Raw genomic sequence first — 16,451 nt, 5'->3', positions numbered from 1 at the left:
GCACGTATCTGCTCCGGTGACGTGACCTGCGGCGGCCCGCCCCCGGACGGTGCGCCGGGGCCTGCGCGGACAGATCACCGTTTCCGCGTCGGTGTCCGCGGGCCGGTGCGCCCGGGGCGCACCGGCCGCAGCAGGGTCAGGCCGCGCGGGCGGCGCGCAGCCCCCAGGCCTCGGCGAGCAGCCGATGCGATTCCAGGCGGTCGGCGTGCCGATGGGTGATGGTGGTGACCAGCAGTTCGTTCGCGCCGCTGACGCGTTGCAGTGCGTCCAGGCGCTCCACGACGGTGCCGGGGGAGCCCACGAACTGGGTGGCCAGGCGATCGTCGACGAGGCGCCGCTGTTCCGCGGTGAGCGGGGCGATGGACACCGGATCGGGGTACTCGGCCGCGCCCGCGCCGCTGCGGATGCTGTAGACCCAGTGGCCGTAGCCGGCGGCGAGCCCCCGCGCGGTCGCGTCGTCCTCGCCGACGACCACGTCGGCGGAGATCACCACGTACGGTTCGGCCAGTTCGGCGGAGGGGCGGAACGCCGCGCGGTACGCCTCGATCGAGTCCAGCGCGGTGCCGGGCGAGACATGGTAGGCCGCCGCGAACGGCAGCCCCAGTCGCCCGGCCAGTTCCGCGCTCTCGCCCGCGGTGCTGCCGAACAGCCACAACCGCACCTGCGCGTCCTCACCGGGAACCGCGTGCAGCGCAATGCCCTCCGGGCTGACGAAGGTGCCCGCGAGCAGGTCGCGCACCTCGTCGACCTGCTCGGCGAAGTCCAGCGGCTGCGCGCCGCGCTGCTGCAACGCGCCCGCCGAGGCGATGAACCGCGACCGGTCGGTGATGCGGCCGGGATCGAACGGCGGCGGAACGACCACGCCGCCGCGAACCTCGGTGCGCCCGGTCCGCGCGTCGACCACCGGCTTGCCGCTCTCGGGTCGCGCGGCTTCCGCCCCGAACTGGCCGCGCCGATGACCCGACCGGCCGAGACCGAGGTCGAGCCGGCCCGGATACAGCGCGTCGATCGTGCCGAACGCCTCCACGATCGAGGCCGAGGTGTGATGACCTACCTGTACGGCCGCCGAACCCACCCGGATGCGCTGGGTGGCCGCGGCGACCAACCCGATCAGGGTGATCGAGGAGGAGCTTGCCACCGAGACGAAGTGGTGTTCGGCCAGCCAGTACCGGTGGTAGCCCCACTGTTCGGCGTGCTGAGCCAAGTCGACGGTGTTGCGCAGGGCCTGCTGCGCCGTCGAACCCGCGCTGATCGGCGACAGATCCAGGATCGATAGGGGAACCGGTCGCCCGCTCATGCCGCCCGCCCTTGCCGCGGATCCTGCTCGCCCGCCTCGATCGCGACCCGCAACCGGTTCTGCTCGGGCGCCACCGGGCAGGTCGCGAAATCGGTGAAGGCGCAGGGCAGATTCGCCGCGCGGTTGAAGTCGAGCAGCACCGTGCCGTCGGCGTCCGGCGCGCCGACGGCCAGCGAACGCGCCGCAGGGTAGGTCGTCACGCCGCTGGTCGCGTCGGTGAACAGCACCCGCAGATCGTCCCGGCCGCCGAAGGCGACGACGCGCTCGGTCACCTCGCCGACGCGGAATTCGATGGTGCCCGCGGCGCTGTGGTGGTGTTCGAGGCCGTCCAGCACGGCGCCGGTGACGACGGTCCGCTGTTGCTCGAACGGCGTGAACCGCCCGGGGAGCACCCAGCGCGGATCGGGCCGGTAGGCCGGGATGCCGTCGAAGGTCAGCAGGGCGGGCGCGGCCGGGTCGTGCACGCGCACTGCGTAGCGGCCCGAGCGGCGGATCACCTCCAGCACCCGCCGCTCCTGCCGGACGTGCAGGCCGGGCGCACCTTCGGCCGGCCTGACGATCTGCACGCCCGCGATGCCGAGCCCGTCGTATTCCAGCCGGTCGGCGGGCTGGGCGGTGATGAACACCTTCTCGTCGGTGACCCACCAGGTGCCGGGCAGGTCCGGCAGCCGTTCGGGGCGGTCGGTGAGCCAGTGCAGCCCGGTCAGGCTGAGAAAGCCGAGGGGATCGCGCAATTGGTCCTCCCGCGCGTGGTGCCAGCGCGCCCACTCGGTCTCGAAAACGCTGGTGATGCTCGTGGTCATGACGCTGGGGCTCCTTCGTTGGCGGTGGTGTGAGGGTGCGGACGGCGCGGGCCGAGGTGAACGGAACGCTTCATCAGGCGGTGCCCTCCGCGTCGATCTGCGCCCGCAGCGCCGGGTGCGTTCCCGCCGCGGCGACGTCGGGCGCCAGGAACAGCGCCTGCTGCCACAGCGCGGCGTGCGCGCCGGGCGAGGACCGGATGACGCGGCGGTCGCGCTCGGCGCGGGCCGGTGCGACGGCGTGCACCCGCGCGTTGCCGGAGGTATCGGCGGCGCGGGGGGCGCGCAGGCGGGTGCGCCACCACCGGGCCGGATCCGGTCCGAAAGCGACGGGGGCGGCGGGAAGGTCCGGGGCCGTGGACGGTTCGGCGTCGGTGGCGGCCGGTTTCCGGTTGAAGGCGGAGTACACCATCAGGGCGATCCTTTTCGGTCGGTACCACCACGTGGTCGGCTTGTGGCCGGTGGTGGGCTCCGGTGAGCGGGGAGGGGTGATCGCGGAGGACCGTGCGGGTTGCGGGCGGCTGCGGCACGGCGCCCAGCGCTGCGTCCGGTGCAGCACCCGGCTGTGCCGGTAGGTCGGATTCGGCATCAGGACACGCCTTTCGCGACGGCGGGGGCCGGGATGGCCGACAGCAGCTCCCGGGTGTACTCGTGCCGCGGGTCGCCGAAGATCTCGGCGGTGCGGCCGGATTCGACGATGCGGCCGTGCCGCAGCACCGCGACGTGGTCGCTGATGCGGCGCACCACCGCCAGGTCGTGCGAGATGAACAGGTAACTGAGCGACAGCTCGGCCTGCAGGCGGTCCAGTAGTTCGAGGATCTGCGCCTGCACCGAGGCGTCCAGCGCGGAGACCGGTTCGTCGAGCACCAGCAGCTCGGGATGCAGCGCCAGCGCGCGGGCGATGGCGACGCGCTGACGTTGTCCGCCGGACAACTCCGCGGGCCTGCGCTGAGCGAACCCCGCCGGGAGCGCGACCTGCGCGAGCAGCTCCGCTACGCGGTCGCGCCGTTGCGCGCGATTCCCGACGCCGAACGCGCGCAGCGGTTCTTCGACGATCGCGCCCACCCGCCAGCGCGGGTCCAAGGAGGCGTAGGGGTTCTGGTACACCACCTGGAAGCGTTTGCGCAGCGCGCGTAGTCGCGACCCGCGGGCCTGCGACAGCGGCTGCCCGTCGAAGACGACGTCGCCGCGGTCGGGTTCGGTGAGCCGCAACGCGATCCGTGCGGTGGTGGACTTGCCCGACCCGGATTCGCCGACCAGCGAGAGGGTTTCGCCGCGGCCGAGTTCGAAGCCGATGCCGGCCACCGCCGTCACGCTGTCGCCTCCGTGCGCCCGGAATGTCTTGTGAACCTCGCGCAAGACCAGCAGCGGTTCGCCGTCGCGTGGCTTGGGTTCGCGGTAGCCCCCGGCCGGGGCGAGGCTGGGCGAGGCGGCGAGCAGGCGCTTGGTGTACGGATGACGCGGCGCGGCCAGCAGGTCGGCGGTCGGGCCGGTCTCCACCACTTCGCCGCCGTTGAGTACGACGAGCCGGTCCGCGCGTTCGGCGGCGACGGCCAGATCGTGGGTGATCAGCAACACCGCCGTGCCGCGCGCCGCGATCTGCTCGGCGAGCCGGTCCAGCACCCGGCGCGCGACGGTCGCGTCCAGCGCGCTGGTCGGCTCGTCGGCGATGATCAGGTCGGGTGCGCAGGCCAGCGCCGCGGCGATCAGCACCCGCTGGCGCTGGCCGCCGGACAGTTCGTGCGGGTACTGGGCGGCCCGCAGCTGCGGCCGGTCCAGTCCCGCGTCGGCCAGCAGTTCGATCGCCCGCGCCCGCGCCGCCTTGCGGTCGGCCAGCCGGTGCACCAGCAGTGCTTCGGCGACCTGGTCGCCGACGCGCCGGACGGGGTTCAGCGACAGACCGGGGTCCTGCGGGACGAAACCGACGCGAGCGCCGCGCAGCCGCCGCAGCGCGCGTTCGGAGCCGGTGTCAACCACGGCGCCGTCGAAGGTCACGGTTCCGCCGGTGATGGCGGCATTCGGGCCGAGCAGGCCGATCACGGCGTGGGCGAGCGTGGACTTGCCGGAGCCGGATTCGCCGACCAGCGCCACCACCTCGCCGCGGGCCACGGTGAGCGACACACCGTCGAGCGCGGTGACCGCGCCCGAGCCGGACCGGTACCGAACCCGGAGGTCCTCGACGTGCAGCAGCGGTGCGGCCGGGGCGCTCATGCGTGCGCTCCCTTCCCGATGGCGCGGCCGAGACGCTGGGCGGCGAGCACGACGGCGATGATGACGAAGCCGGGCAGGGTGGTCATCCACCATGCGGTCGCGAGGTAGTTGCGGCCCTCGGAGATCAACGTGCCCCACTCGGGCGTGGGCGGTTTCGCGCCGTAACCGAGGAAGCTCAGCGCCGACACCGCCAGCACCGCCATGCCGAATTCGACCGCGGCCAAGGCGAGTACGGGCTGGAGGGAATTCGGAAGCACGTGCCTGGCCAGCACCGTGTACCAGCGCACGCCCGCGGCGTGGGCCGCCTCCACGTACACCGCCTGGCGGACCCGCAGCACTTCCGAGCGCATCACGCGCGCGAAATTGGCCACCAGCGAAACGCCCACCGCGATCGCCACGTTGCCGGTGCCGAAGTCGAGCGCGGTGACCAGCGCGAGCGACAGCAGCAGCGCGGGCACCGACAGCAGCACGTCGACCAGCCGCATGACGACGGCGTCGACCACGCCGCCGAGCGCACCGGCCAGCAGCCCGAGCAGCGCCCCGGCGACGAGCGCGATGCCGACGGCGGCCAGGGTGGCGGTCAGCGAGAGTCCCGCCCCGTGCACCATCCGGGTGTAGAGATCGCGTCCCAGATTGTCGGTGCCGAACCAGTGTTCGGCGCTGGGACCGCGCAGCTTCTGCGCGGGCACACCGGTCAGCGGGTCGCCGCCGGCGAAGACCGACGGCGCCAGCGCCCACCCCAGCGCCAGCAGCGCGACGGCGCCCGCGACCAGTATTCCAGCGTTGCCGCGCACCCGCTTCCAGCTCAGCGTCGGCCGCCGCAGGCCGGGCAGCACCGCTCGGCGCTGCTCCTCGGTGACGTCAACCACGAATCCTCACCTCCTCGGCGAGCGGCGCGCCGGGCACAGATCCGGCGGCTACGGAAATGACGGAAGTGGCGTCAGGCACGGACGATCGCCTCCTCGGCGGCGGCCTGCTCGGATTCGCCGCGCACGGCCCGGGAACGGGCGCCGATGCGCGGGTCGAGCAGCGGATACAGCAAATCGACCGCGAGATTCACACTGACGAACACCAGCGAGGTGAGCAGCACGATGCCCTGCACCACCGGGATGTCCTGCGCCAGTACCGCGGTCTGGGTCAGCCGCCCCACCCCTTGGCGGGCGAAGACCGTCTCCACCACCACGGATCCGGCGAGCATGTTGCCCACCAGGACCCCCGCGATGGTGAACGCGGGCACGCTGGCAGGCCGCAGCACGTGCGTGCGCTGCACCCACCAGCGCGATCCGCCCTTGGCCAGCGCCACGTCGACGAACGGCTGACGCCAGGTCGCTTCGAGCCCGGCGGTGAGAACCTGCGCGATGACCGCGCCGATCGGCAGGGCCAGGGTGAGTGCGGGCAGCACCGTGCCCGCGAACCCGTGGCCCCCGAACGCGGGCGCCAGCCGCAACTGGAACGAGAACACCTGCAGCAGGAGCAGGCCCGTCCAGAAGGTCGGCACCGAGACGCCCAGCGACGGCAGCGCGGCCAACGCGTTGCGCAGCCACGGCCGCCGGGTCTGGGTCGCCGCGAACGCCAGTGTCACGCCTGCGACAACGGCGAACAGCAAAGCGGCGACGGTCAATTCGAGGGTGGCGGGCAGCGCGTCGCCGATCGCGCCGGTGACCGGCTGCCCGGTGGCGATGGAGTGTCCGAGATCGCCGCGGACGGCGTGCCCGAGCGCGTTCCCATACTGCTCCCACAGCGGCCGATCCAGCCCGTAGCGGGCCTGCAATTCGGCGATGGCGGCCTTGTCCACCGGGGTGCCCGAGCCACCGCCGTCGGCCGCGATCGAGACGGGGTCGGCGGGCAGCAGGTACAGCACCACGAACGACAGCGTGAACGCCGCCCACAGCACCCAGACCGCCTGCAGCGCCCGCAGGGCCAGATAGCGCACCATGACTATCGTCCGCTCAGCCAGGTGTCGAAGAACTGCAATCGCGCCGAGGCTTCGAACTTCAGATCCCGCGTGTTCGCGCCCGCTCCGATCGCCTGGGACAGCTCGACGGTCGGGATCAGTAGCCCGGCGTCGAGCACCTGCTGCTGTGCGGTGCGGATGAGCCCGTTGCGCGTCGGGGTGTCCACGGTGCCGACCTGCCCGTTGAGCGCGTCGTCCAACGCGGGGATGGGACCGCGCGCGTTGAGATTGCGTCCGTCCAGACCGAAAGACGTGCGCAGGATGTCGCCGTCGGCGCGGGTGGTGTTGCCGTAGGAGGTGTCGAAGTCCTTGCTGCCCTGCCGCGCCGTGGTCTCGGCCACCGAGACCAGATCCAGCTTCAGCTCGACGCCGACCTGCCGCAGCTGCTGCTGCACCAGTTCGAGGATCGCCTGGTTGCCCGCGAACACCTGGCTGAACAGCACCGAGAACGACAGGCGCTCACCGTTCTTCGCCCGGATGCCGTCGGCGCCGGGCGTCCACCCAGCCTGATCCAGGATGGTGCGCGCCTTCGCCGGGTCGTAGGCCAGGCGTGCCGAGAGGTCGGTGTAGCCGGGGGTGGTGCCGGCCAGTGTGCTGGTGGCGGGCTTGAACTGCGGTCCGAGGACGGTGTCCACCAGCTGCTTGCGATCGATCGCGGGCAGCAGCGCCTGGCGCACCGCCGGATCGCGCAACGGACCGCGGGTGACGTTGGGCTGCAGACCGAACGGCACGCCGGGGTTGGCGGTGCTGAGCACCCGCCCGCCCGCCCCCTCGATCTGCGCGGCGTCCTGCGGCAGCGCGTCGCTGATCGCGTCCAGCTGTCCGGAGGTGAGACTGCCGGTACGCACCCCGGATTCGGGCACCACGGTGAACTCGATCTTGTCGAGGTAGGCCTCGCCGCGATGGGCGAACACCGCCGAACCCCAGTGATAGCCGGTGCGCTTGACCAGCGTCGCCGAGGCGTCCTGGCGGTAGGCCGCGTAGGTGAACGGCCCGCTGCCCACGTTGTCGCCGAGGCAGCGCTGCTCGGCGGGCTCGGCCGTGGTCACGTCGGCCAGGATGCCGAGCTGGGCGGTCGAGGACGCCTGCAGGAATTGCGCGTTGGGCTTGCTGAACTCCACCCGGGCGGTGAGCCGGTCCACGGCCGTGGTGCCGACGTAGCCGGTGAGATAGCTGCTGCCCAGCGGAGCCTTGCCCGAACCGAGCCGCACCACCGAGTCGAACGTCTTGCGGACCGAGTCCGCGGTGAGCGGCGTGCCGTCGCTGAAGGTGACGCCGTCGACGAGATGGAAGGTGAAGACCTTCGCGTCGGGGCTCGCCTCCCAGCTCTGCGCCAGCCACGGCTTCAGCTCACCGGTGGACGGGTCCTGGTCGGTCAGCGAATCCACGATCTGCCGTGCGACGTACAGCGTCTGGTTGGTGCCCGCCTGGGCGGGGTCCGAGCAGGTCGGCGCCTGGGACAGGCCGTAGCGCAGGGTGCCGCCCGGCTGGGGCGGGCCCGCGTCGCCGCCGGGCGCGGCCGAATCACTGCCGCAGGCGGCCACGGTGGTGGCCGCGGCGAGCGCGCCGGCCAGCGCGACGATTCGGTGACGGGTTCGGATCACGGGGCAACTCCAGATACTTCGGTGCGGGCGAACTGCTCGCCCTGTCGGGGTTCGTCGTCGGCGACGCGGGTCGCCGACGGCCGGCTGGGGATGCGGCGGCGCAGCTCGGGCGCCACCTCGGCTCACCGCTTCTTCGGCAGGCCGGGCGGGTTGATCCGCGATTCGGTGACCGTCTCGCTCCGCAGGCCCCAGCGGTCGATCACCTGCTGGTAGGCGCCGTGCTCGATGGCGTAGGCCAACGCGTGCTGCACGGCGGTGATCAGCCCGTTGTCCTTCCTGGTGAGCACCGCGATCTCGCCTTGCAGCGCCTCGCCCGCACCGGAGAAGGTGCCCACGATCCTGGTCTGCTTCGCGGTGGCCGCGTGGTAGATCGCGGTCGGGCTGGGGCCGAGATAGCCGTCCAGCCGCTGCGAGGCCAGCGCCAGGTAGTAGTCGGTGACCTGCTGGAAGTAGGCGATATCGATCGGCGGCAGGCCCTCGGCCCGGTTCTGCTCGTTCCACTTGACCAGCAACTGCTCCTGATTGGTGCCGCTGCCGACGCCGATCCGCTTGCCCGCCAGGCTCGTCCGGTCCTGGTACTCCAGCTTGCTCTGGATCGGCACCTCCAGCGCGACGTTGTCCTTGCGGTAGGTCGCGAAGTCGTACTTCTCTTTGCGCTCCTCGGTGACGGTGACGTTGGAGATGAACGCGTCCACCTCGCCGGAGTCCACCCGCACGAAGTTCTGCGACCAGTCGGCCACCTGCGCGTCGAGTCTCAGACCGAGGATGTCGGCGATCAGCGAGGCGAAGTCGACCTCCGAGCCGACCACGGTCTTGTCGTCGGTGGCGTAGAACCGCAGGGGCGGCGCGGCGCCGGACGCGCCGGTCACGACCAGCGTGCCGCGGTCGCGGATCGCCTTCGGCACCTCGGCGGCGATGGCGTCGACCCTGGCGGCCCGGACGCGACCGGCCTGGGCGGGGGAGAGGTCGAAGGTGATCGAACCGGCCGGCTGCGCGGCGTTGTCCGCCTCGGGGTCGGTGCAGCCGGTGGCCAGCAGCACGACCGCGGTCGCGGCGGCGGTGACCAGGGCGGAGAGCTTCATCGGAAACCTGTTCATCAGCGGACTCGGGAAAGGAAGGCGCGGGTGCGCGGATGTTCGGGGTTATCGAGCACGGCCGAGGGCGGACCCTGCTCGACGATGACGCCTTCGTCGAGGAACACCACGGTGTCGGCCACCTCGCGGGCGAAACCGATCTCGTGGGTGACGATCACCAGGGCGGTGCCGCCGTGCGCGAGGTCGCGGATCACGTCGAGTACCTCGCCGACCAGTTCCGGGTCCAGCGCGGAGGTGGGTTCGTCGAACAGGATCACGCGCGGCCGCAGCGCCAGCGCACGGGCGATCGCCACCCGCTGCTGCTGTCCGCCCGACAGCCTGCGCGGATACGCGTCGGCCAGTTGTCCGATGCCGACCCGCTCCAGCAGCAGGCGCGCCTCGCGCTCCACTTCGGCCCGGTCTCGCCGTTGCGCGGAAAGCGGTGCGAGCGTGACGTTTTCGAGCACGGTCAGGTGCGGAAACAGATTGAACTGCTGGAAGACGAAGCCGATTCGGGAGCGCTGCTTGCGCACCTCGCGGTCGGGCAGCGCGTGCAGGCGGTCGCGGCGCAGCCGATAGCCGATCAGCTCGCCGTCGATGTGCACCGTGCCCGCGTCGAGGGTCTCCAGGTGGTTCACCACGCGCAGCAGGGTCGACTTGCCGGAGCCGGACGGGCCGATGACGCCGACCACCTCGCCGGAGCGCACGGTGAGATCGATGCCGCGCAGCACCGGCTGCGCGCCGAAGGATTTGCGGACGCCGCGGATCTCGACGGCGGGTGCGGCGCTCATCGGGTGGCTCCGCGCGGTGCGGCGGGACCGGCCTCGGCGACCTCGCGCAGTCTCCGCCAGGCGCGTCGCAGCGGAGTCGGCGGCGGCGTGCGGTGCGCACCCTTGGCGTAGTGGCGCTCGATGTAGTACTGCGCCACCGACAGCCCGGTGGTGAGCACGATGTACCAGACCGTCGCGACCATCAGCAGCGGCACCACCCGCCCGTTGCGGCCGTAGATGACCTGGACCTGGTAGAACAGCTCCGCGATCGCCATCACCGACACGATCGAGGTGCCCTTGAACAGGCTGATCACCTCGTTGCTCGCGTTCGGCAGGATCGAGCGCATGGCCTGCGGCGCCACCACCGTGCGGAATTGCCGCAGCCGGGGAATCCCCAGCGCGGCGGCGGCTTCCAGCTGGCCGGAGTCCACCGAGATGAACCCGGCCCGGATGATCTCGGCCGAATACGCCGCCTGATGCAGGGCCAGGCCGATCACGGCGGCGGTGAAACCGCTGATCACCCCGTTCACCTCGAAGGTGAACAGCGCGGGCCCGAACGGCACGCCGATCGAGAGGGTCTGATACAGGTAGGCGATGTCGAACCAGAACAGAAGCTGCACGATCAGCGGAATCGAACGGAACGCCCAGATGTAGATCCATGAGATCACCCGCAGCACGGGGTTGTTCGACAGCCGGGCGATCGCGAGGGCGGTGCCGAGCAGAAAGCCCAGCGCCGTGCCCCAGGCGGTCAGCTCCAGGGTGACCCGCAGCGCCGACAGCACCGACTTCGCCGTGATGTACTGCGCGAACGTCGGCCAGTCCCAGCCGGGATTGGTGGCCAGCCCGTGTGCGAACTGGGCGAGCAGGATCAGCGCCACCGCGCTGACCACCCAGCGCACGAGGTGCCGGGTCTTGGCCACGGTGGGCGTCGTGCCGGAGTCGGCGGGCGCGGGGACGGCCGGGGCCGGTGCGCTGGGCGCGACGGTTTCCGGAGCGGCGTCGGAGGCGGTGGACGCACTCATGACGGGTCCTCGATGATCACTTCGGTTCCTCCATCGGTCCCGGCGGAAGCACCCGCACCCGGTGACCGGGGGGTTGCTGCGACGTCGACGAGCCAGGTCTCTCGGTCGCTCTGGATGGTTGGCGCCGACCCCTGTCAACGGATGTCAGGGGCGAGCCGAATCATGATGCCCAGCAAGGGAAGCCCGGAACAAGGGAAGTAATCAGCGTGAGCGTAGATCTTGTCGACGCGGATTCATCGGATCTTTGTAGTAACCAGGCATGCGCTGCTCGCTCCGGGCCCGGCGCGTCGCGGAGGACGAGGACCCGGCGAAGGAAACGGCGGCCCGATGCAGCATACGGCTATCGCCACGGTGGGGGAACGCCGGTCGGGCGCGCGGAAGTCCGTTCCGGGCAAACAGGACTCGCCATAAAATTGCTGTGCGCAATCCGGGCTGTTGGAGGCGTTTGCCGGAGTACTGTGCCCCTCGATCGTTCCGCCGATGAGGAGGTTTCGTGACCATATTGCGCCGTCTGACCCAGTTGTCCGCTGTCGCGACCAGTTCCGTCGCCCTCGTGCTCGCCGGTCCGGCTGCCGCGTTCGCGGCTCCGGATGCCACGATTCCCGCGTTCTCCGATCACTCCGTGCCGGTCGCCGCTCCCGGTGATCTGTTCGGCGCCTACCAAGCCGCGATCGACGCGCTGCGCGCGCTCGGTATCCAGCCCTTCGCCTATCCGAGCGCGTCGGCGTTCTGCCTCGACAACACCACGGCCGGTCTGGCGCCTGCCGTGGCGGGCGCCATTCCGGGGCCCTGGCCGAAGAACACCGTGCAGATTCCCGGCCAGGACCTCAGCGCCGTCAAAGCGGGGCAGACCATGTTCACCTTCGTGCCCTACGGCCTCGGGCCGGACGGCTCGAACACCGGGGGCATGCAGGTGGCCTGGCTCAACCTGAGCAACGGCCGCAGCGGTACGGCCGCCATGGGCCCGCTGCCGGAGGTCGCCCGTTCGATGATCCCCGCCGCGGTTCCCGCGGACCTGCGGCCCGCGGCCGAGCAGGCGATCCGGGACTTCCTCGTCGCCTCCCTCCCGATGGGCGGGGTGCGCGCGGTTCCGGTGGACACCGGCAAGGGCACCGTTCTGGCCGCGGTCTTCGGTATGGTGCAGAACGGCGCCAAGTCGTGCATGTTCTTGCCGACGGTCGGGATCACCGCGGTGCCGTGAGCTCCGCCCGCCGCGGCACGGTCGCTCAGGTGAGCGAGCGACCCTTCCAGCGCGCCGTGCCGCGGCGGCGGGCGCGATGCGAACGCGCCCACAGCAGCAGATACGCCGCCACCGACACCGGGTGCGCCACGGCGGCCGCCACATCCGCGCCTCGCACCGGGCCGCCGGTTTCGGTCGAGCGGGCCAGCAGTCGTCCGGCCACGGCGGCGAGCCAGCCGATCAGGCCGGTCCAGCGGACCGCGCCACGGCCGACCGCCACGGTCACCGGCGGCACCCAATAGGCAAGGGCGGCAACTAGTCCCACCGCCGCTCCGCCCGCTATCGTGCCGTCGTAGGCCGACCACAGCCAGCGGGTGTAGCCCGCGTCCACCTCGGCCGCACCGCGATACATCCTGGTGCGGGCCAGCCCTCCCGCGGCCACCAGAACGGTGGAGTGACCCGATCGCCGCAGCGTCCGTGCGATGTCGAGGTCCTCGGTGACGCTTCCGGCCACCGCCGTGTGACCGCCCACCGCGCGGTACGCGGCGTTATCGAATACGAGGAACTGACCGCAAGCCACCGCTGTCGTGGGCCGCAGGCTCCGGTCGGCCGCGGCCACCGGCAGCGTCGAGGCCCACGACCAGCACAGCAGGGGCTGCACCACGGCTTCTGCCACGGAGCCCGCCACTTGCAGCGGCCAGGGGGAGACCAGCGCGGCTCGCCGACCCCGCAGCGCGCCGACCGCCGCCGCGAGCGCCTGCGGCGCCAACCGCACGTCGGCGTCCAAGAAGATCAGCACCGGCGTCGACACGTCCTCGGCCAGCCGGACACAGGCGGCGGCCTTCCCGGTCCAGCCGGGAACCGGGTCGGACTCGGTACGCAGCAGGGTGAAGCGCGGGTCGTCGTCGATCGCCGCGCGGGCGGCGGCGCCGGTGTCGTCGCTGGAGGCGTCGTCGAGGATGCGCACCGCCAGGCGCGGTACGCCCACCTGGGCGCGCAGGTCGGTGATCAGATCGGGCAGCCGTTCGGCTTCGTTCCGGGCCGGAACGCAGACGGTCACCGGCTCGATCACCGTCGTCGGAGTGTTCGTCAACCGCCGCAGGGTGACCCGGTTGTATAGCGCGAGGCCCGCGCCGAGCGCCGCCACCCCGGTGGCGCAAGCAGGCAGAATCGAGTTCGTACGCAACGTCTTCGGCAGGTCGGCACTCACCATGGGGCCACGCTATCCCGGCGCACCGACCCGGCGCTCAGCGATTCTGCGTCACCGAGCGCCACCAGCGGCTCAGCGAGAAGCCGACTTCCGGCGCGCCGGGCGCGGCGGGATTGCGGTCCATGTACGCCATCGCGGCGACGATGGCGGCCACCGCCAGCGTGATCCCGCCCGCGATGCCCGCCCAGCCCGCGAACGAGCGGGTGTTCGGGTCGGCGTAGCTGACCTCGGCGCGCAGTGTGGCGACATCACCGGGCGGCAGCTTCCAGGACACGACATTGTCGCCCTCGCGGCTGCCGTTGGTCTTGGCGACGCGGGCCGGGAACGCGATGGTGAACTGCACGTCCGAGCCGTGCGGCGGCACGGATTTCAGGTCGACCCGCCCGGTCAGGCTGACCAGGTCGCCGGTGCGCTGGAACTGCAACTGGAACATGCCCTGGGTCTGCTCCGACAGCTGCCCGAGCTGCTGTACCTCACCGAAGGACAGGTCCTCGAAGAAGACCTGGCTGCCGACGTATCCGTCCTGGGCGTACGGCTCCACCCGCACCTTGGCCGCCAGCGTCTCGGGCGCCTTGAGCTGCGGGCCCTTGTCTCCGGGATCGGCGGGCACCACGGCGGCGACGATCCGTCCGGACACCCGGTCGTTGGACGAGACCCCCATCGAGACCTGCACCCGCAGGCAGCCGGCGAGCATCGGGACCAGCATCGCCGCGAGCAGGACGACCGAAGCGACGCGCGCGCCGCGGCGTGGGGCCCGCCGCGGCGCAAGGTCCGGGGCATCGGGTTTCGTGGTGACGGGACTCGGCTGCACGGGTGACATCGTGCCAGGCCAACCGCCCGTAATGAAACGCGCCAGTCGCAGCGCGCGTCGGCGTACCGCGCGCCGGAGGGCGGGCCCGGTCAGCGGCGCTCGCGAACCAGGGCCACCAGCAGGGGAACGCCCAGCAGGCCCATGCAGGCGAAGCCGTAGCCTGCGGACCATGGAAGGTCGAGGAACACCGCGTGGGCCAGCGCCGATCCGAGCCAGGTCCACAGGAACAAGGCCACCGGTACGGTGCGCGCGGTCGCGCGGCCGCGCACCCGCACCGGATCCGGCGCCGCCCGCTCCCAGACCGCGAGCAATCCACCCATCACGAGCGCCACGGCGAACCAGCCCAGATAGTTCGTCACCGGAATCCACGCCAGCCCCGGTAGTCCGGAGTGGGTGGCGCACCAGGTCCACTGCCCGTCGGACACCATCTGCGGATCGAGGAACAGATCCCAGCCCACCGCGCCCGCCGCCGTCACCACGACCCGAGCGGCGGTGCGCGGCGCCACCATCCCGGCCACCACCCACACCGGATACATCCCGCCGGTCCAGGCGAGCGGCACGAGCAGCGGCACCTCGAGCAGGGCGGGGCCGAGCCGGCCGGTCGCGTACTGGTAGCAGCCGAACGGGACGCCGGTCGCGGTGCCGATCACCTCCGCCGTGAGTCCGATGCCGGAAACGATGACCAGGAAGCCGACGGCGTAGCGGACGCCCCTGGTCGCGGTCGCGTGCGCCAGCGCGGCGCAGGCGGACAGCAGCACGACCGCCACGGTGACGCGGTCGCGCGCGTCGCCCGTGGCCAGCGGATATCCGATTTGCGCGAGGACCGTCAGGACGACGAGGGCGAGGGGCAGCAGGAAGGTCGCCGAACGATACGAGGCCCGGGAGTCCACGAGCGGGCTGGGCGCGGTCCGATTCGTGGGGCCCGGCGACGGGTCACCCGAACTCGTCATCGGCGTAGCCACCGGGACAAGCCGCGCCGGTTCAGGTCGCGCAGTACGAGAGCGGCGGCCGTGCGGCCGCTCGCGCCGGAGACGCCGCCACCGGGATGGGTGGAGGCGCCGGTCAGATACAGCCCCCGCGCACCGGGCACCCGCTGTCCCGCCAGCTCCGGCAGCGGGCGCCACAGCATCATCTGGTCCAGCGACATCTCCACGTGCATGACGTTGCCGCCGACGAGCCCGAGCTCGCGCTCCAGCTCCACCGGCGTCTGCACGTGCGTGCGCGTCACCGTGTCCGCGAAACCGGGCGCGTACGAATCGACTTCGGCGATGATCCGCTCGCCTTCGCGCTGTGCGAGATCGGCCCACTCGGCACCGGAGGACAACCGGTAGGGATGCCACTGCGCCCACAGCGACAACTGATGCTCGCCGGGCGGCGCGATGGTCGGGTCGAGGGCGCTGAAGCTCATGGCGAGGACAACCGGTCGCGGCGGCAGGTCTCCGGCCAGCGCCGCGCCGTGCGCCCGCCGCAACTGTGCTCGATCGGACACCAGGAATTGCAGGCCGCGGGCGGACTGATCGGCCGGGCTGCCGGGGTAGCGGGGCAGTGCCGTGGTGGCGGCCCGCACCACCATCCCGATTCCGGGCCCGACGCGGATGCGGCTGCGCCAGCCGTCGAGCAGCGCGCCGTCCAAGCCGCCGCCACGCAGCAGCTCCAGCGTGGTGAGCACATGGCAGCCCGCGATCACGATGTCCGCGCGCAGCTCCCGGCCCGACGCGGTGCGCACCCGCCAGTGCTCCCCGTCGCGGCGCAGCGCGGACACCGCGTCGCCCGCGGTCACCACTCCGCCGTCGGCGCGCAGCCGCGCGACCAGCGCCGTGGTCAGCGCCCCGCTGCCGCCGACCGCGCGCCCCGGCGGCAGTGTGTGCATGAGCGCGGCGAACCCCACCATCGGGGCCGTGCCGGGCTCCGACATCGGCGGGCCGGATTGCGCGCCGAACCAGGCCAGCGACGCCTTCAACCGTTCGTCCTCGAAGCAGGCGTCCAGCAGCGCGTCACCGGATTGCAGGAACTCCCGGGACAGGGCGCTGCCGCCGTCCCGGGCGTCCAGTCCCCAGAACGACCGCACCAGCCGGCCCGGCGTCGGTCCGCCGCCGAAGGCGCGCATCACCCGTGCGCTGCGGGGGCCCCATACCCGCACGAACCGGCGGTAGGCGTCGGCGTCGCGCGGTCCGCAGGCCGCCGCGATCGAAGCGCAGGTCGCCTCCAGGTCGCGATGGAACACCAGGGCGGGGCGGCCGCCGTGCGCAGGGGTGAAACCCCATGGGTCGCAGTCGATGTACCGCAGGCCGAAGCGGTCGAGTTCGAGTTCCTCGACGATGCCGGTGTGGCGGATCATGATGTGCGCCGACGAGCCGCGATCGACGCGATGGCCGGGGAACCGTTCGACCGTCGACACCGCCCCGCCGAGGACGTCGTCGCTTTCGAGCACCTCGACCTCGTGTCCGGCGCGGGCGAGATAGCACGCGGCGACCAAGGCGTTGTGGCCCGACCCGACGACGACCACCGTCACGTGACCC

15 protein-coding genes and 1 riboswitch are annotated in these 16,451 nt (G+C 72.0%); of the genes, 1 reads left to right on the top strand and 14 read right to left on the bottom strand.

Annotated features, from left to right (window positions below; all coding sequences use genetic code 11):
• Positions 1 to 136: 136 nt before the first annotated feature.
• The 10 genes from NNI01S_RS12550 to NNI01S_RS12505 form a co-directional block, all read right to left on the bottom strand.
• On the bottom strand, positions 137 to 1,297 hold the full coding sequence (locus NNI01S_RS12550) for an LLM class flavin-dependent oxidoreductase (protein ID WP_063020248.1): 1,161 nt from the start codon (positions 1,295 to 1,297) through the stop codon (positions 137 to 139).
• On the bottom strand, positions 1,294 to 2,100 hold the full coding sequence (locus tag NNI01S_RS12545) for a DUF1684 domain-containing protein (protein ID WP_063020247.1): 807 nt from the start codon (positions 2,098 to 2,100) through the stop codon (positions 1,294 to 1,296). The genes NNI01S_RS12550 and NNI01S_RS12545 overlap by 4 nt, the downstream gene beginning before the upstream one ends.
• Positions 2,101 to 2,173: 73 nt before the next feature.
• Complete coding sequence (locus NNI01S_RS12540) at positions 2,174 to 2,686, bottom strand: hypothetical protein (protein ID WP_063020246.1); 513 nt, start codon at positions 2,684 to 2,686, stop codon at positions 2,174 to 2,176.
• On the bottom strand, positions 2,686 to 4,308 hold the full coding sequence (locus NNI01S_RS12535; RefSeq protein ID WP_063020245.1) for a dipeptide ABC transporter ATP-binding protein: 1,623 nt from the start codon (positions 4,306 to 4,308) through the stop codon (positions 2,686 to 2,688). The genes NNI01S_RS12540 and NNI01S_RS12535 overlap by 1 nt, the downstream gene beginning before the upstream one ends.
• A complete protein-coding gene (locus NNI01S_RS12530; protein WP_157114774.1) occupies positions 4,305 to 5,102 on the bottom strand; it encodes an ABC transporter permease in 798 nt (265 codons plus the stop codon). The genes NNI01S_RS12535 and NNI01S_RS12530 overlap by 4 nt, the downstream gene beginning before the upstream one ends.
• A 146-nt stretch (positions 5,103 to 5,248) precedes the next feature.
• Positions 5,249 to 6,244, bottom strand: a complete 996-nt coding sequence (locus NNI01S_RS12525) for an ABC transporter permease (RefSeq protein ID WP_063020244.1) — start codon at positions 6,242 to 6,244, stop codon at positions 5,249 to 5,251.
• A 2-nt stretch (positions 6,245 to 6,246) separates the two neighbouring features.
• A complete protein-coding gene (locus NNI01S_RS12520) occupies positions 6,247 to 7,866 on the bottom strand; it encodes an ABC transporter substrate-binding protein (protein WP_063020243.1) in 1,620 nt (539 codons plus the stop codon).
• 122 nt (positions 7,867 to 7,988) lie between these two features.
• Positions 7,989 to 8,948 carry an ABC transporter substrate-binding protein gene (locus NNI01S_RS12515; RefSeq protein WP_439956125.1) on the bottom strand — a complete coding sequence of 320 codons (960 nt, stop codon included), beginning with the start codon at positions 8,946 to 8,948 and terminating at the stop codon, positions 7,989 to 7,991.
• 14 nt (positions 8,949 to 8,962) lie between these two features.
• Positions 8,963 to 9,730: an amino acid ABC transporter ATP-binding protein gene (locus NNI01S_RS12510; protein WP_063020241.1), complete on the bottom strand. Its 768-nt coding sequence runs from the start codon at positions 9,728 to 9,730 to the stop codon at positions 8,963 to 8,965.
• On the bottom strand, positions 9,727 to 10,731 hold the full coding sequence (locus NNI01S_RS12505) for an amino acid ABC transporter permease (protein ID WP_063020240.1): 1,005 nt from the start codon (positions 10,729 to 10,731) through the stop codon (positions 9,727 to 9,729). Before NNI01S_RS12505 ends, NNI01S_RS12510 begins: the two co-directional genes overlap by 4 nt.
• Positions 10,732 to 10,758: 27 nt before the next feature.
• Positions 10,759 to 10,852: riboswitch (SAM riboswitch) on the bottom strand.
• 372 nt (positions 10,853 to 11,224) lie between these two features.
• Between NNI01S_RS12505 and NNI01S_RS12500 the strand changes: the two genes are divergently transcribed.
• Complete coding sequence (locus NNI01S_RS12500; protein ID WP_063020239.1) at positions 11,225 to 11,932, top strand: hypothetical protein; 708 nt, start codon at positions 11,225 to 11,227, stop codon at positions 11,930 to 11,932.
• Between the two features lie 25 nt (positions 11,933 to 11,957).
• On the opposite strand, the gene NNI01S_RS12495 is transcribed toward NNI01S_RS12500, so the two are convergent.
• The 4 genes from NNI01S_RS12495 to NNI01S_RS12480 form a co-directional block, all read right to left on the bottom strand.
• Positions 11,958 to 13,124: a glycosyltransferase family 2 protein gene (locus NNI01S_RS12495; RefSeq protein WP_084488751.1), complete on the bottom strand. Its 1,167-nt coding sequence runs from the start codon at positions 13,122 to 13,124 to the stop codon at positions 11,958 to 11,960.
• Between the two features lie 34 nt (positions 13,125 to 13,158).
• The gene (locus NNI01S_RS12490) at positions 13,159 to 13,827 is read right to left on the bottom strand and encodes an LppM family (lipo)protein (protein WP_157114772.1); all 669 of its coding nucleotides are present in this window, start codon (positions 13,825 to 13,827) and stop codon (positions 13,159 to 13,161) included.
• Positions 13,828 to 14,021: 194 nt separating this feature from the next.
• Positions 14,022 to 14,882, bottom strand: coding sequence for a carotenoid biosynthesis protein (locus NNI01S_RS12485; protein ID WP_084488749.1), 861 nt, complete (start codon positions 14,880 to 14,882; stop codon positions 14,022 to 14,024).
• On the bottom strand, positions 14,879 to 16,444 hold the full coding sequence (locus NNI01S_RS12480; RefSeq protein ID WP_063020236.1) for a phytoene desaturase family protein: 1,566 nt from the start codon (positions 16,442 to 16,444) through the stop codon (positions 14,879 to 14,881). Before NNI01S_RS12480 ends, NNI01S_RS12485 begins: the two co-directional genes overlap by 4 nt.
• Between the last annotated feature and the right edge of the window lie 7 nt (positions 16,445 to 16,451).

The sequence above is a fragment of the Nocardia niwae NBRC 108934 = DSM 45340 genome (genome assembly GCF_001613465.1).
In the GTDB taxonomy this organism is placed as follows: domain Bacteria; phylum Actinomycetota; class Actinomycetes; order Mycobacteriales; family Mycobacteriaceae; genus Nocardia; species Nocardia niwae.
This window is presented reverse-complemented; position numbering and strand designations above follow the sequence as displayed.

Bases quoted from the DNA above. Each gene is read 5' to 3' on its own strand.
- NNI01S_RS12550 (WP_063020248.1), bottom strand. From the start codon at position 1,297: ATGAGCGGGCGACCGGTTCCCCTATCGATCCTGGATCTGTCGCCGATC.
- NNI01S_RS12495 (WP_084488751.1), bottom strand. From the start codon at position 13,124: ATGGTGAGTGCCGACCTGCCGAAGACGTTGCGTACGAACTCGATTCTG.
- NNI01S_RS12490 (WP_157114772.1), bottom strand. From the start codon at position 13,827: ATGCTGGTCCCGATGCTCGCCGGCTGCCTGCGGGTGCAGGTCTCGATG.
- NNI01S_RS12505 (WP_063020240.1), bottom strand. From the start codon at position 10,731: ATGAGTGCGTCCACCGCCTCCGACGCCGCTCCGGAAACCGTCGCGCCC.
- NNI01S_RS12515 (WP_439956125.1), bottom strand. From the start codon at position 8,948: ATGAAGCTCTCCGCCCTGGTCACCGCCGCCGCGACCGCGGTCGTGCTG.
- NNI01S_RS12535 (WP_063020245.1), bottom strand. From the start codon at position 4,308: ATGAGCGCCCCGGCCGCACCGCTGCTGCACGTCGAGGACCTCCGGGTT.
- NNI01S_RS12525 (WP_063020244.1), bottom strand. From the start codon at position 6,244: ATGGTGCGCTATCTGGCCCTGCGGGCGCTGCAGGCGGTCTGGGTGCTG.
- NNI01S_RS12545 (WP_063020247.1), bottom strand. From the start codon at position 2,100: ATGACCACGAGCATCACCAGCGTTTTCGAGACCGAGTGGGCGCGCTGG.
- NNI01S_RS12485 (WP_084488749.1), bottom strand. From the start codon at position 14,882: ATGACGAGTTCGGGTGACCCGTCGCCGGGCCCCACGAATCGGACCGCG.
- NNI01S_RS12540 (WP_063020246.1), bottom strand. From the start codon at position 2,686: ATGCCGAATCCGACCTACCGGCACAGCCGGGTGCTGCACCGGACGCAG.
- NNI01S_RS12510 (WP_063020241.1), bottom strand. From the start codon at position 9,730: ATGAGCGCCGCACCCGCCGTCGAGATCCGCGGCGTCCGCAAATCCTTC.